The sequence below is a fragment of the Streptomyces sp. NEAU-sy36 genome, assembly GCF_013423905.1.
GTDB classification, from domain to species: Bacteria; Actinomycetota; Actinomycetes; order Streptomycetales; family Streptomycetaceae; genus Streptomyces; species Streptomyces misionensis.
Genome location: NZ_CP058977.1, coordinates 4,378,929 through 4,393,679, shown reverse-complemented (window position 1 = coordinate 4,393,679; position 14,751 = coordinate 4,378,929). Strand labels below are relative to the sequence as shown.

11 protein-coding genes are annotated in these 14,751 nt (G+C 70.7%); 9 read left to right on the top strand and 2 right to left on the bottom strand.

Annotated elements, in window-relative coordinates; genetic code table 11:
• Nucleotides 1-56: 56 nt before the first annotated feature.
• Entirely contained in the window at nt 57-635 is a 579-nt protein-coding gene (locus tag HZZ00_RS19990) for a TetR/AcrR family transcriptional regulator (protein WP_180327714.1), read from the top strand.
• A gap of 74 nt (nt 636-709) precedes the next feature.
• A complete protein-coding gene (locus tag HZZ00_RS19985) occupies nt 710-1,588 on the top strand; it encodes an alpha/beta fold hydrolase (RefSeq protein WP_180327713.1) in 879 nt (292 codons plus the stop codon).
• A 43-nt stretch (nt 1,589-1,631) separates the two neighbouring features.
• Here the strand turns inward: HZZ00_RS19985 and HZZ00_RS19980 are convergent, their stop codons facing one another.
• Together HZZ00_RS19980 and HZZ00_RS19975 are read right to left on the bottom strand one after the other, a co-directional pair.
• The gene (locus HZZ00_RS19980) at nt 1,632-1,955 is read right to left on the bottom strand and encodes a putative quinol monooxygenase (RefSeq protein ID WP_180327712.1); all 324 of its coding nucleotides are present in this window, start codon (nt 1,953-1,955) and stop codon (nt 1,632-1,634) included.
• A 191-nt stretch (nt 1,956-2,146) separates the two neighbouring features.
• Nucleotides 2,147-4,408 carry a glutaminase family protein gene (locus HZZ00_RS19975; RefSeq protein WP_180327711.1) on the bottom strand — a complete coding sequence of 754 codons (2,262 nt, stop codon included), beginning with the start codon at nt 4,406-4,408 and terminating at the stop codon, nt 2,147-2,149.
• Between the two features lie 571 nt (nt 4,409-4,979).
• On the opposite strand from HZZ00_RS19975, the gene HZZ00_RS19970 reads away from it, so the two are divergent.
• From HZZ00_RS19970 to HZZ00_RS19940, 7 genes are all read left to right on the top strand, one after another.
• The gene (locus HZZ00_RS19970; protein ID WP_180327710.1) at nt 4,980-6,095 is read left to right on the top strand and encodes an ABC transporter substrate-binding protein; all 1,116 of its coding nucleotides are present in this window, start codon (nt 4,980-4,982) and stop codon (nt 6,093-6,095) included.
• A gap of 106 nt (nt 6,096-6,201) precedes the next feature.
• Complete coding sequence (locus HZZ00_RS19965; RefSeq protein WP_180327709.1) at nt 6,202-7,857, top strand: sugar ABC transporter ATP-binding protein; 1,656 nt, start codon at nt 6,202-6,204, stop codon at nt 7,855-7,857.
• Nucleotides 7,854-8,819, top strand: coding sequence for an ABC transporter permease (locus tag HZZ00_RS19960; RefSeq protein ID WP_180327708.1), 966 nt, complete (start codon nt 7,854-7,856; stop codon nt 8,817-8,819). The genes HZZ00_RS19965 and HZZ00_RS19960 overlap by 4 nt, the downstream gene beginning before the upstream one ends.
• Nucleotides 8,816-9,817 carry an ABC transporter permease gene (locus HZZ00_RS19955; protein WP_180327707.1) on the top strand — a complete coding sequence of 334 codons (1,002 nt, stop codon included), beginning with the start codon at nt 8,816-8,818 and terminating at the stop codon, nt 9,815-9,817. Before HZZ00_RS19960 ends, HZZ00_RS19955 begins: the two co-directional genes overlap by 4 nt.
• An 84-nt stretch (nt 9,818-9,901) precedes the next feature.
• Nucleotides 9,902-10,927 (top strand): LacI family DNA-binding transcriptional regulator, encoded by a 1,026-nt coding sequence (locus tag HZZ00_RS19950; RefSeq protein ID WP_180327706.1) that lies wholly within the window; start codon nt 9,902-9,904, stop codon nt 10,925-10,927.
• A gap of 57 nt (nt 10,928-10,984) precedes the next feature.
• A complete protein-coding gene (locus HZZ00_RS19945) occupies nt 10,985-12,073 on the top strand; it encodes an aldose epimerase family protein (protein ID WP_180333613.1) in 1,089 nt (362 codons plus the stop codon).
• A 180-nt stretch (nt 12,074-12,253) separates the two neighbouring features.
• Entirely contained in the window at nt 12,254-14,713 is a 2,460-nt protein-coding gene (locus HZZ00_RS19940; RefSeq protein ID WP_180327705.1) for a beta-L-arabinofuranosidase domain-containing protein, read from the top strand.
• Nucleotides 14,714-14,751: the final 38 nt, after the last annotated feature.

Here is a 14,751-nt window from a genome sequence, read left to right as displayed (position 1 = left end):
AGGCCCCTCGCGCCCTCTTTCTTGAGTGAGCGATCCAGATAGCTTACGGTGGAGCCATGGCAAGGACCCGGGAGTTCGACACCGAGGCGGCGGTGAGCCGCGCCATGGAACTGTTCTGGACGCGCGGCTACGAGGCGACCTCGGTGCGCGACCTCACCCAGCACCTGGGGATCGGACAGGGATCCCTGTACGCGGCGTTCGGTGACAAGGACGGCCTGTACCGGGCCGCGCTGGAGCACTACCGCACCACCCTCGCGGCCGCCGCCCTGCGCGGTCTGAAGGAGGGGGCGGACGTCCGCGCGGCGATCCGTGCGCTGCTGACGGAGCGGATCCGCATCGCCGTCGAGCGCGACGGGCAGGGCTGTCTGGCCGTCAACGCCGTCTGCGAGCGGCTGCCCCAGGACACGGCGACCCGGCGCACCGTGCGCGACATGCAGGACGCGACCCGGGAGGCGCTGACCGAGGTGCTGCGGGCCGCCAGGGACCGGGGCGAGATCGCCGAACGGCACGACCCGCACACGGTCGCGGCCTTCCTCGTCACCTTCCTCAACGGCCTGCTGGTCTCCTCGAAGATCACCCCGGACCCGCGCGCCCTCGAACCCCTCGTCGACGTCGCGCTGACCGCTCTCGACTGACCGCTCCTCGCGACCCGGGCCGGACCTTTTCATGCCCGAATTCTGTAACACACGATCAAGAAAGTGGCTGTCCCATGATGTACGACCATGACGGAGCACCCCTGCGCACCGGCCGTGCCGCCGTCAACGGAACGAGCCTCCACTACCGGACGGCCGGTTCAGGCCCCGCCGTCGTGCTGCTGCACGGAGTGCCGAAGACCGGCTACCACTGGCGTCACCTGGCCCCCAAGCTGACGCCCCACCACACCGTCGTCGTGCCCGACCTGCGCGGTCTCGGCGACTCCGCCCGCCCCGCGGACGGCTACGACTCCGCGACGATGAGCGACGACATCGCCGAGCTGATGGCCCGCCTCGGCCACGAGACCTACGCCGCGATCGGCGAGGACTGGGGCGCGGTGATCGGCTACCAGCTCGCCGCCCGCCACCGCGACCACGTCACCTCCCTCGTCTTCGCGGAGGCGCTGCTCCCCGGCTTCGGCTTCGAGGACCACACGGCCCTCACCCCCGAGAACGCCTCCGGTATGCACCTTTGGCACCTTGGCTTCTATTTCCAGCCCGACGTGCCCGAGATGCTGATCTCCGGACACGAACGCGAGCTGATCACCTACATGATCAAGAACGAGCGCAGCCATCCCGACACCGCCACCCCCGACGCCGTCGCGGAGTACGTGCGCTGCTACTCCCTGCCCGGCGGCATCCGCGCCATGCTCGCCGTCTACCGGGCGATGCTCACCGACGCCGAACAGAACCGGGAGGCCGCCCGGATCAAGCTCGACGTCCCCGTGCTGGCGCTCGGCGGCTCGGCCTTCATCGGCGAGCGCAACGCGGAACAGGCACGGTTCGTGGCCCACGACGTCACCGGACACGTCTTCGACGCGGGCCACGACCTCGCGGAGGAAGTACCGGACGAGATGGCCGCCGTCGTCCTGCCGTTCCTGGCCGCGCACCGGTAGCCGCCGACGGCGGGCCGGAGTGAGTCCGTCGGCTGTGAGTCTGTCAGTCGATGGTGAGTTCGCCCATCGCGTTCCAGCCGTTCGCTCCCTCGATCGTGGTGCTCACGATGTCGGGAGTGCGGCGCAGCAGGGGGCGCATCGCTTCCAGGCCGGCGCGGAAGTGGTCCGAGTTGACGTGGGCCTCGCCGGTGCCGTCCTGGAAGGCCTCGACGAGGACGTAGGTGTGGGGGTCCTCCAGGCTGCGGGACCACTCGAACCACAGGTTGCCGGGTTCGGCGCGGGTGGCCCGGGTGAAGGCTTCGACGTGCTTCGGCCATTCTTCGACGTGTTCGGGCTTTACGGGGAACTTGACTACGATGAAGATCATCCGCCGATGATATGCCATGCGGGCTTATTTGCCGCAAACAGGGGCATTGTTTCTGCGACGACCGGGAACGCCACCCCTGGTTCGGCTTGTTCGCGGCAGTCACCGGCACCTGCGGAAGAGGGCTGTGAACCCCGACCCCACCCTTGCGTCCGGCGGTGGCGGACCACCGCCGGACGCTGCGCGGTGGCCCGTTACGAGCGCAGGCTCAGCAGGGCGAAGACGCCGCCGACCACCGGGCGGGCCTGGAAGCCGCCGCTCTGCGTGTTCGCCGTCGTGTCGTACCAGTCGGTGAACGGCACGCGCGAGGGAGTGGTGTTCGCGAACTGGTAGAGCGTGGAGACCAGCAGATCGCTGACCGGGTGGTCGTGCAGCCACGCGGCCGTCCACATCTCCCAGTCGCCCTTGGTGTAGCTGTGCCGCACATCCAGTGGGATGCCGAACTGGTTGGCCTGCGACAGGTACCAGTCGCCCTCCCGCCGCGCCACCTCGCGCGGCACGAGGTTCAGCCCCAGCAGCGCATCGGGGTAGCCGTTGTACTTCAGGCTCCAGGTGCCGGGCTGGTCGTAGGCCAGCTTGAGATGGTCCCCGTCGGTGTCCTGGGCCTTGTCCACCCACTGGCCGATGTAGTCGCGGGCGACGCCCGTGTAATGGTCGGCGTCCGCGGAGTTGCCTGCCGCGGTCGCGATCCTTGCCATGGCGCCGATGGCCAGGATGCCCTTCAGGGCGAGGTTGGCGCTGTGCGCGATGAAGCCGGTGAAGTCGTCGGTCTGGTTCTGGTAGCCCGGGTCGAGCGTGTTGTCCACCAGGTAGTCGGCCCACTGCTTGAGGATCGCGTAGTGGGCGGAGGCGAAGGAGCGGGCCGTGGCGGAGCTGCCGCGCGCCAGGTAGGCGGCCGTCATCAGCAGCATGTTGGCGGACTCCTCGACCGGCATGTCCTCCTCGTTGCCGTCGTTGTGTCCGGTCGCGTCGGGGTAGCTGGAGCCGAGGTCGTGCTCGGCGAACTTCTTGGGCCAGCCGCCGTTCTCCGCGTAGTCGAAGAGCGGCTCCAGGAGCAGGCCGAGGTACTGCGGGTCCAGGTAGAGGAAGACCGGCATCGCCGGATAGGTCACGTCGATGGTCGAGACGTTGCCGTCGGAGGAGATCTCCTTCAGGAACGCCCAGGGCTTGCCCTTCCGGTTCGCCAGTTCGGTGCCCGCGTACGCCTGCCGCAGCGAAAGAGCGCACAGCGCGGCGTACTTGGCGCCGCCCGCGGCCGTCGCCTCCGTCCGCACCTTGTGGTCCAGGGCCGCCGTGCGCTTCCGTGCCGCCGCCGCGTCGGAGTGGAAGAAGGCGGCCATGTCCTGCCAGCTCGGCCAGTACGACCTCCACAGGGGCGCCAGCTGCTCGCCGAGGTAGCCGACGGCGGGGTCGCGGACGTGGCCGACCGACAGCAGCGCGCCGGTGGAGCCGTGGACGCTGCCCAGGTCGAAGCGGAAGGCGAAGACCGGCCAGCTGTCGTTGACGGCGCGCGGCTGGCGGCTGTCGGCGGAGTCGGCCAGCGCCTTGCCGTCCAGCGCGGTGGCGCGCACGGTGGTGTCCGAGCCGATCTGCCAACTCAGTCCGGAGCGGTTCGTCGCGCTCCACACGACGGTGCCCCAGGACGCCATGTCGCCGTTCTCCTTGAGCACTCCGGGGCTGTCGGGAGTGAAGGACAGGGCGGTCGCCGTCGTACCGCCCGAGCCGGACAGCTGTTCCTGGGACCAGCGGATTTTCGTGCCGGAGTTGCCGGAGGCCCACTCGCCGGAGATGTCGAAGTACAGCGCGACGTCGTGCGCCCTGCCGTCCAGGCTGCGCACGTCCGCGGCGATGTACGACAGCGGCATCGACTGGCGGCGCAGGTCGCCGGGTTCGACGGGGGACAGGAACGTCAGGGTCAGTTCCGCGCCGCCGGCCTCGAAGACGAACCGCGAGCGGGTCGCGGTGAGGGTCAGCGAACGCTGCACGGCGCCGCGGGGGAGCGGGTGGCCGGGGACGTTCGGTGCGCCCAGGAACAGGTAGTTGGTGCCGTCGACCCGGATGACACCGGTCATCGCCGTGGTGCGGCCGGTCCAGAACACGGGCCAGTGGCCGGCCGGCAGGTCGGCGTTCAGCCACGTGCTCAGGTAGGGCGAGCGGACGGCCAGCGGCACGGCCGGGGGGCGGATCGGATCGAAGGACGGGGCGGCCGGGCCGGGGGAGCGACCGCCGGAGGAGGCGCGGTCGGCAGTCTCCTGTGCCGTCGCGGAAGCGGCCTGCGCGCCCTGGGTGAAGCCCGGCAGCAGACCGGCGCCGGCCACGCCGAGGCCGGCCGCGCCGGTCCACCGCATCAGGCCGCGGCGGCTGAGCCCACCGGCCGAGGCGCAGGAGCCGGTACCGGACTCGGGAGTGCCCGACTCGTTGGCAGGCGGGCCGGCATGGTCGTGTCTCGGGGTCATTCGGTTCTCCTGGAGGGACCCGCTCGGGAAAGCGATGAAAGGGCAGGGAATTCGCGCGAGAGCTGGAAGGGCGCGCCGGCCCGCCGGAAGAAGCCATGGGAAGCGTGGAGGTCCGGCATCGACCAAACGGCCAGGAATCGCAGGCTGTTCCTACAACGATGGAAAACTGAAGCAGGACGATGACAGCACAGCCGCGATGTCATGTCCACCCTCCGGACTCGACGTAAATCCCGGGTGTTTCGGTCCCCTCACAGGCGGGTTCGACTCTGTGAATACCTGCGCTGACCTGCGTATATGTCACGGGTGGGGCGTCTTGCCGAGTGGCCGATGACGGCCTGGCAGCCGCAACCGACTCCCTTGCCACCGGACCTACAGGACGGTGGCGCAAGTCGACTGAGGTAAACGCGGTCTGATGTCTTGACAGCTTTCGGCGCCGTCGTCCACTGTTCCTCTGCATCGTTGTACGAACCGTCAGGCCAGGTCATCCGCAAGCCCGCCCGGCCGGATTCCTCTTCGCTCTTCAGCCAGAGCCCGCACGCCCAGACTTATTCGACGAGGATGTGATCGGCGCATGTACGCCTCCCTCCGGTCCAAGGCCGTTTCCGCCGCCGTACTGGCCGCCGGCCTGTGCCTGGCCGCCACCGCCTGCACGAAGACCGGCGACGACTCGCCCAAGTCCGACGCCGGTGCGAGCGCCGCCGACACCGCGGCCGCCCAGCAGCTCGCGACGCCCACCGACTCCGCCGGCGGCCCGGGCTGCACGTACCAGAGGTACGGCGGCGGGGTTCCCAAGCTCGACATCACCGACGGGAAGACCGTCGTCGGCTTCTCGCAGTCGGAGTCGACCAGCAACCCCTTCAGAGCCACCGAGACCAAGAGCATCGAGGCGCAGGCGAAGCAGTTGGGCGTCAAGCTCATCGAGCGCAATGCCAACGCCGACGTCAACGCGCAGAACTCCCAGATCGAAGACATGATCGCGCAGGGCGCCAAGGTCCTGATCGTCGCCCCGGAGAACTCCGACGGCCTCGGCCCCGCGCTGGCCAAGGCCAAGGCCAAGAAGATTCCGGTGCTCACCATCGACCGGTCCGTCACCGGCACCGCCTGCACCGACTTCATCGCCTTCGCCGGCTCCGACTTCTACGGCCAGGCCCGGATCGCCGCCGACGACCTGGCGAAGGCCACCGACGGCAGCGCGCACGTGGCGATCCTGACCGGCAGCCCCGGCAACAACGTCACCACCGACCGGACCAAGGGCTTCGAGGACCAGGTCAAGGCCAAATACCCGAACATGAAGATCGTGGCCTCCCAGACCGGCAACTTCGCCCAGACGGACGGCCAGAAGGTGATGGAGCAACTGCTCCAGGCGCACTCCGACATCAACGCGGTCTACGCCGAGAACGACGAGATGGCCCTCGGCGCCATCCAGGCGATCAAGTCCGCGGGCAGGACACCCGGCAAGGACGTCAAGATCGTCACCATCGACGGCATCTCGCAGATGGTCCAGAACGTCGCCGCCGGCCAGGCCGTCGCCGACATCGAGACCAACCCGCGGTTCGGTCCGCTCGCGTTCAAGTCGTTGCAGGACTTCTACGGCACCACCGGCGTCCAGCCCAGGGTGATCATCAAGGACGGCCACTTCACGCCCGACAACGCCAAGCAGGCTCTGTCCCAGGGTCTGGTGTACTGACCGGCCCGCCGGCCGCGGCGGCTCGGCCGCCGCGGCCACCGGACCCGCCGCAACGGCTGCCGCGCCGCCCTCACCGCACCCGGCAGTCCCGTCCGAGGAGGCAGACGTGGTCCAGCAGGACCTCGACCCCCATGGCGACTTCGTCCTGGAAGTCGCCGGGGTGAACAAGAGCTTCGCCGGCGTGCACGCGCTGCGCGACGTGGAGTTCGCCCTGCGCCCCGCCGAGGTGCACGCGCTCATCGGCGAGAACGGCGCGGGCAAGTCCACTCTGATCAAAGTGATGACCGGGGTGTACCGACCCGACTCCGGCACGGTGCGGCTGACCGGCCGCGCACGAGACTTCCGCAACCCGCTGGAGGCGCAGGCGGCCGGAATCTCCACCATCTACCAGGAGGTCAACCTCGTCCCCCTGATGTCGGTCGCGCGCAACCTCCACCTCGGCCGCGAACCGCGCCGCTTCGGACTCGTCGACGTCGCCCGGATGAACCGCGAGGCCGCCGAGGTGCTCGGCCGCTACGGCGTGCACGTCGACGTCACCCGCCCGCTGCGCGACCTCGGGCTGGGCGCACAGCAGATGGTGGCGCTGGCCCGTGCGGTGCAGATCGACGCACGGGTGGTCATCATGGACGAGCCGACCTCCTCCCTCGAACCGCGCGAGGTCGACACGCTCTTCTCGGTCATCCGCCGCCTGAAGGAGCAGGGCATCGCGGTGGTCTACGTCAGCCACCGGATCGAGGAGCTCTACACGATCTGCGACCGGGTCACCGTGATGCGCGACGGAGCGGTCGTGCACACCGGCGCGATCGCCGAACTCCAGCGGCTGCGGCTGGTCTCCCTGATGCTCGGCCGGGAGATGTCCACCGTCCGGGAGAAGGGCACCACCGCCTTCGACACCGAACGCCACGACCGTCAGGAAGGCAGGCCCGTGCTGCGCGCGACAGGTCTGTCGGCCCGTCACCGCCTCCACGACGTCTCGCTGGACGTCCACCCCGGCGAGGTCGTGGGCCTCGGCGGACTCCTCGGGGCCGGTCGCAGCGAGACCGCGAAGGCGATCGTCGGCGCGCTCGCCACCGACGGCGGCACCGTCGAGGTCGAGGGCCGGGCGATGCGCCGGCGCAGTCCCGCCGCCGCGATCCGCAGCGGCGTCGTGATGCTCACCGAGGACCGCAAGACCGAGGGCATCATCCCCAATCTGTCGGTGCGCGAGAACATCTCGCTCGCCGCGCTGCCGCGCCTGTCACGGGCGGGACTGGTCTCGCAGGCCAAGCAGGACGAGATCGTCGAGTTCTTCATGAAGCGGCTGCGCATCAAGGCCTCCGGCCCCGACCAGAAGGTCAGCGACCTGTCCGGCGGCAACCAGCAGAAGGTGCTGCTCGCCCGCTGGCTGTGCCTGAACCCCAAGGTGCTGCTGCTCGACGAGCCGACCCGAGGGATCGACGTCGGCGCGAAGGCCGAGGTGCAGGCGCTGATCGACGAACTCGCGGGCGACGGCCTCGGCGTGCTGTTGATCTCCTCCGACCTGGAGGAGCTGATCGAGGGCTCCGACCGTGTGGTGATCCTCAAGGACGGACACGTCGTCGGGCACCTCGCCGGCGCGGAGGTCACCGAGGAGGGCCTGCTCGACGCGCTCGCCACCGCGCCCCGGGACACGGCCGGCGAAGCCGGTGCGCCCGGCTCCGGCGGCGGGGCCCCCGCGCCGCCCGCCGCCGCGGAGCCGGCCACGACATCCGAGTCCGCCCCCGTCGAGGAGAACCAGCGATGACCTCGCTCACGTGGTCCGGCCCGGTCGCCGACCGCGCCCGTCTGTTGCGCCTGCTCCAGGAGTACGGCGTCTACGCCGCCCTCGTCGTGCTGTTCTGCGTGGCCGTCGGCATGGACGCGTCGTTCGTCGAGATGAGCAACATCCGCGTCCAGCTCTTCCAGCTCGCGCCCACGCTGCTCGTCGCGCTCGGCATGTCCCTGGTCATCGGCACGGAGGGCATCGACCTGTCGGTCGGCGCCGTGATCGCGCTGGCCGCCTCCGTCGTACCGCTGTACGCCGGTTACGGACTCGGCGGCGCACTGCTGGTCGCCCTGCTGCTCGGCGCGGTCTCGGGCGCGGTCGGCGGCGCGATGGTGGCCTTCGCCCGGATCCAGCCGATCGTGGCCACCCTGTCGCTGATGATCGGCGTCCGGGGCCTTGCCGAGATCATCAACGGCAACTCCGCCAAACCCGTCCTCCAGTCCGGGATTCTCGGCGTCGGCTCGCGCAGCGTCGCGGGAGTGCCGGAGATGGCGTGGATCGCCGCGGTGTGCGCGCTGCTCACGGGCCTGCTGGTGCGCCGTACGACGTTCGGCAGGCAACTCGTGGCCGTCGGCGACAACCGGCAGGCCAGTCGGCTGTCCGGGCTGCCCGTGCGGCGGGTGCTGATCACCGTGTACGTGATCTCCGGGGTGCTCGCCGCGCTGGCCGGCGTCCTGATCGTCAGCCACGGCGCCGAGGCCGACCCCGCCAACCAGGGCCTGAACATGGAGCTGAACGCCATCACCGCGGTCGTGGTCGGCGGCACCCCGCTGTCCGGGGGCCGGGTGCGGGTGCTCGGCACCGTCGCCGGAGCCCTGTTCATGCAGCTGATCACCGCGGTGCTCACCCAGCACAACGTGCACACGTCGTACACCCAGATCGTCGAGGCGGCCATCATCTGCTTCGCCGTATACGCCTCCCAGGAGCGTGGTACCCGATGACCTCCACCGTCCTGATGACCGCGCGGCCGGGGGCGGACGCCGCGCGCCCCTCCCTCGGCGAGCGGATCGCCCCGCGGATCCAGCGGCACGGCGCGCTGGCCGTGCTGGTGCTGGTGGTCGTCGTCGCCTCCGCGACCTCCGACACCTTCCCGACCTGGTCCAACATCAGCAGCATCCTCGGCAACAACGCCTTCGTGTGGCTGCTGGCCCTCGGCATGACCTTCGTTATCATCACCGGCGGTATCGACCTCTCCGTCGGCTCCATGTACGCGCTCGGCGGAGTGCTCGGGGCCTACGGCTCCACGCACGGTACCTGGCTCGCGATCCTGCTGCCGCTCGCCGTCGGCGCCGCCTGGGGCACCGTGCAGGGACTGCTCGTCGCCCGGGCCCGCATGGCCCCGTTCATCGTCAGCCTCGTCGGACTCCTCGGGCTGCGCGGCCTGATGCAGGCCATCACCGACGAGGGCGCGACCACCTACCTCGTGCCGCGGCACTCGGCCTTCCGCTCCCTCGGCGCCGGCACCTGGACCCCGGTGCTGATCGTGGCCGTACTCTTCGCCCTGGGCGCGCTGCTGCTGACCCGCACCCGCTTCGGCGCCACCCTCACCGCGATGGGCGGCAACGAGCACGCGGCGCTGCTGCTCGGCCTCCCGGTGGCCCGCGCCAAGGTACTGGCCTACCTGCTGTCGGGCACCTTGGCCGCCGCGGCCGGCGCACTGGGCGGTGCGCGCCTGGGCTCAGGCGTGACCACCATCGGCATCGGCTACGAACTGACCGCGATCGCCTCGGTGGTCATCGGCGGCACGCTGCTCACCGGAGGCAGCGGCTCGGTCGGCGGCACCGTCAGCGGCGTGCTGCTGCTCGCCGTCATCCACAACCTCATCGATCACTACTTCTCGCAGTACGGCTCGGCGTTCACCGACACCGTGAACGGCGCGTTTCTCGCTGTGGTAGTTCTGATGCAGACCCTGCTCAGCCGCACTCAGCGGCTCGAGTGAGCACCGGCCGCCGAACGCGACGCGCCCGCACGGCCGCCCGGCAGACGGCCGAGACCATCCTCCACCCTCCGAGAAAGGATCGCCGTGGGTGTCAGCCTGAAGGATGTCGCGCAGCGCGCCGGTGTGTCGGTGAAGACCGTGTCGAACGTGGTCAACGACTACCCGCACGTGACTCCCCAGACCCGTGCGCGGGTCCAGCGGGCCATCGACGAGTTGGGCTACCGGCCCAACCTGACGGCGCGTCACCTCCGCAAGGGCCGCACCGGCCTGATCACACTCGCCATTCCGGAACTCGGCAACCCCTACTTCGCGGAGGTCGCGGGCGCGGTGATCGACGTGGCGGCCCGGCACGACCTGACGGTGCTGCTCGATCACACCGCGGGCCTGCGGGAGAAGGAGCTGCTGGTCTCGCAGGGCTTCCGCTCGCACGTCATCGACGGGCTGATCCTCAGCCCGATCGGGCTGGAGCGCGAGGACCTGCTGGCCCGGCCCGAGGGACCGCCCATGGTGCTGCTGGGCGAGCGTGAGTACGACGCTCCCTACGACCACATCATGATCGACAACGTGGGCGCGGCCCGGATCGCGGTGCGTCATCTGCTCGACCTCGGACGGCGCCGGGTGGCCTTTCTCGGCGCCCGCCGCGAGAGCGCCCGCCAACCCGCCCACCTGCGGCTGCGCGGCTGGCGGGAGGCGATCACCGCGGCCGGCCTGGCTCCCGACGAGTCGATGGTGGTGGCCACCGAGGGCTACGACCGGGCCGACGGCGCCGCCGCGATGGCCGCCCTGCTCGACCGGGACGAGCGTCCCGACGCCGTCTTCGCCTACAACGACCTGGTCGCGCTCGGCGCCATGCGCACCCTGGTGGAACGCGGCCTGCGGGTCCCCGAGGACATCGCGGTGGTCGGCTTCGACGACATCGAGGAGGCACGTTACGGAGCGGTGTCGCTCAGCACCGTCGCCCCCGACAAGTCCGACCTCGCCCGCCTCGCCGTGGAGTGCCTGGTGGAGCGGATCGCCGACCGGGGCAACCCCGAACCGCTTCCGCCCCGCCGGATCCTGCCCGGCTACCGGCTGATCGTGCGCGAGTCCACCGCGATCCGCAGACCCTGACCGGCACCCCCGGTGCCGCCACCCCCATCGCCCCGACGAGCGAGGACGACGACCTTGATACCCCACCCCACTCTGACCGGCTCACCGTTCGGCACCACGCCCGACGGCACGCCGGTGCACCGCTGGCGGCTGGACTCCGGCAGCGGGATCAGCGCGGACGTGCTCACCTACGGCGGCATCGTGTCCAGCCTGCGCGTTCCGGCACCCACCGGGAACGTCGACGACATCGTGCTCGGCCTGCCCGGCATGGCGGAGTACTCCGCGCCCAACCCCTACTTCGGGGCGCTCATCGGCCGCTACGGCAACCGCATCGCCCACGGCGAGTTCACCCTCGACGGAGAGACCTACCGTGTACCCGCCACCGACCGCGGCCAGGCGCTGCACGGCGGCCCCGCCGGCTTCCACCGACGGGTCTGGAAGGGCACCCCGGCCCCGGGCAACGGCTCCGATGCCGCCGCGCTGCGCCTGGAACTGCGCAGTGCCGACGGCGACATGGGCTTCCCCGGCACCCTGGACGTCCAGGTCACCTACAGCCTCGACCGCAGCGGCACCTTGGCCATCGACTACCGGGCCCGTACCGACCGCGCCACCGTGGTCAACCTCACCAACCACTCCTACTTCAACCTCGCGGGCGCCGGTCACGGGGACGTGCTGGGTCACACCCTGGAACTCGACTCCGACGCCTACCTGCCGGTGACCGCCGAGGCGATCCCGCTCGGCCCGCTCGCGCCCACCGCGGGCACCCCCTTCGACTTCCGCGCCGCACACCCGATCGGCGACCGGATCGAGGCGAAGGACGACCAGCTGACCGCGGCCGGAGGCTACGACCACTGCTGGGTGCTCGCCCCGGTCGACGCCCGTGGGACGCTGCGCCGCGCCGCCCGCCTGGCCGATCCCGAGAGCGGCCGGCGGATGGAAGTGTGGACCACCGAGCCCGGCATACAGGTCTACACGGGCAACACCCTGGACGGATCACTCGCCGGGGCCGACGCGAAACCCTACGAGCGCCACGGCGCCGTCTGCCTGGAGACCCAGCACTTTCCCGACTCGCCGAACCGGCCGGAGTACCCGAGCACAGTCCTGCGACCGGGGGAGGAGTACCGCACCCGCACCGAGTTCCGGTTCCCGCACCTGACCCTGTCCTGAGGGGCGCGGGACGGCCGTCCGCGAGGCGAGCGGCGGCGACCTCCCGCCTCGTCCGCCCGCGCACCGCGCCGACCGCTCCCCATGTGGCGGGGAGGCCGGCACGAGGTCCGGCGAGCCGCGCCGCCCCCGCGCTGTTCCGCACGACCGCAGAACGCGGTCCTCGACCAGGAGGGACACCCCATGGAACGCCGCACGTTCCTGACCGGATCCATGTCCGTCGCCGGCGCAGCCGCCCTGACCGGCACCGCCGCACCCGCGCAGGCCGTCCCGTCCCCGAGCCCCGTCGCCGCTGCCGCCGGTCCCCACTACACCGCCAACCGCGCCCCGCTGCGGCAGGACCCGTTCCTGCGGCTGCCGCCCGGCAGCATCACCCCGAAGGGCTGGCTGCGCACCCAGCTCGACCTCCAGCTCGACGGCCTGAACGGGCGCATGCCCGAGGTGTCCGACTACCTGGACGCCAAGACCAGCGGGTGGGCCGTCCCGGAGCGGGACGGCTGGGAGGAACTCCCCTACTGGCTCAGGGGGTTCGGCGACCTGGGCTACGTCACCCAGGACAGCCGTGCCCTCGACCTCACCCGCACCTGGATCGACCGCATCCTCGCCACCCGGCAGCCCGACGGCTTCTTCGGTCCCTCCGGCCTGCGCACCTCCCTCGACGGCGGACCCGACTTCTGGCCCCACATGCCGGTCCTGGACGCGCTGCGCACCTGGCACGAGTACAGCGGCGACGACCGCGTCGTACCGGCTCTGACCGGCTGGTTGAAGTACCTCCACGGCCAGCCCGGCACGCTCTTCGGGCGGGGCTGGGGCTCGGCACGCGTCGGAGACACCATCGACACCGCCTACTGGCTCTACAACCGCACGGGTGACGACTGGCTGCTGGACCTGGTCCGCACGATGCACACCCACAGCGCCGACTACACCCACACGATCCCGACCTGGCACAACGTCAACCTCGCCCAGGGCTTCCGCGAACCCGCGCAGTACGGCGTCCTCGCCGGCGACCCCGCGTTCCTCGCGGCCACGCACCGGGTCTACGACACCGTCATGGGCAGCTACGGGCAGTTCCCCGGCGGTGGCTTCGCCGCGGACGAGAACGCACGCCCCGGCTACCACGATCCGCGCCAGGGTTTCGAGACATGCGGAATCGTCGAGTACATGCACAGCCACCAGATACTCACCCGTATCACCGGTGACACCCTGTGGGCCGACCGCTGCGAGGACCTGGCCGTCAACACGCTGCCCGCCGCCTTCGACCCACGGCAGAAGGGCACCCACTACGTGACGGCGGCCAACAGCATCCAACTCGACAACGTTGCCAAGTCACACGGCCAGTTCAACAACTCCTTCGCCATGCAGGCGTACATGCCCGGCATCCACCAGTACCGCTGCTGCCCCCACAACTACGGCATGGGATGGCCCTACTACGCCGAGGAGATGTGGCTCGCGAGCGTCGACGGCGGACTGTGCGCCTCCCTGTACGCCGAGTCCTCCGTGCGGGCCAAGGTGGGTGACGGCACGACGGTCACCGTGACCGAGCGCACCGACTACCCCTTCGACGACACCATCACCCTGACGGTGTCCACCCCGCGTGCCGTCGACTTCCCGCTCTATCTGCGGGTACCGGGCTGGTGCGAGGAGCCCTCGGTCCGGCTGGGCGGGCGTCCGGTACCCGTCCGGCGCAGCGGCGGCCACCTCGTTCTCCACCGCCGGTGGCACGACCGCGACCAGATCGTGCTGCGGCTGCCGATGCGCACGACGGTGCGCACCTGGGGCGCCAACGAGGACTCCGTCTCCGTCCACCACGGCCCCGTCACCTACTCCCTGCGCATCGAGGAGAAGTGGCAGCGGTCCGGCGGCAGCGACGCATGGCCGGAGTACGAGGTGCGCCCGGCCTCGCCGTGGAACTACGCACTGGAACTGGACCAGCAGGCACCCGCGCGGTCCTTCACCGTGGAACGCACCCGCGCCGGCGCCGCCGACCCCTTCACCCATTCCGGCACTCCGGTGGTGATGCGGGCCAAGGGCCGGCGCCTGACGGGCTGGGTGAGCGACGACCAGGACGTCGTGGCTCCGCTGCAGCAGAGCCCGGCGCGTACCACGGAACCGGTCGAACACCTCACGCTCGTCCCGGCGGCCGCCGCCCGGCTGCGCCTCACGTCCTTCCCGACCGCCTCCACGACCGGCAGGGCACTCCAGTGGGCGGCGGTGACCGCCTCCTTCAGCGGCGTCGACAGTCCTCAGGCGCTGCTCATGAACGCCGTCGCCGAGCCGTCGAGCTCCTACGACCAGACGATTCCGCGCTTCACGTGGTGGGACCACACCGGGACCGAGGAGTGGATCCAGTACAGCTACGCCGAACCCGTCCGCGTCAGCGCGGTATCGGTGTACTGGTACGACGACTTTGGCCACGGTGCCTGCCGCGTCCCCGAGTCCTGGCGGCTGGAGCACCTCTCCACGGACGGCCGGTGGCACCCCGTGGACGGCGCCGCCGGCTACGGCGTCGCCACCGACCGGTTCAACCAGCTCGCCTTCCCCACTCTCACGACCACGGCGCTGCGCATCACCGCGCGGCTGCGCGCCGGGTTCTCCGGCGGCGTGCTGGCCTGGCGCACCCAGCCGGACGGCCCGTGCGCCTGACGGCCGACCGAACCCACCGGGTCTGCGACCGAGGCCGT

Excerpts from the sequence above, each read along its gene's own strand:
- HZZ00_RS19955 (WP_180327707.1), top strand. The coding sequence starts at position 8,816 with ATGACCTCCACCGTCCTGATGACCGCGCGGCCGGGGGCGGACGCCGCG.
- HZZ00_RS19985 (WP_180327713.1), top strand. The coding sequence starts at position 710 with ATGATGTACGACCATGACGGAGCACCCCTGCGCACCGGCCGTGCCGCC.
- HZZ00_RS19980 (WP_180327712.1), bottom strand. The coding sequence starts at position 1,955 with ATGATCTTCATCGTAGTCAAGTTCCCCGTAAAGCCCGAACACGTCGAA.
- HZZ00_RS19940 (WP_180327705.1), top strand. The coding sequence starts at position 12,254 with ATGGAACGCCGCACGTTCCTGACCGGATCCATGTCCGTCGCCGGCGCA.
- HZZ00_RS19970 (WP_180327710.1), top strand. The coding sequence starts at position 4,980 with ATGTACGCCTCCCTCCGGTCCAAGGCCGTTTCCGCCGCCGTACTGGCC.
- HZZ00_RS19975 (WP_180327711.1), bottom strand. The coding sequence starts at position 4,408 with ATGACCCCGAGACACGACCATGCCGGCCCGCCTGCCAACGAGTCGGGC.
- HZZ00_RS19960 (WP_180327708.1), top strand. The coding sequence starts at position 7,854 with ATGACCTCGCTCACGTGGTCCGGCCCGGTCGCCGACCGCGCCCGTCTG.
- HZZ00_RS19990 (WP_180327714.1), top strand. The coding sequence starts at position 57 with ATGGCAAGGACCCGGGAGTTCGACACCGAGGCGGCGGTGAGCCGCGCC.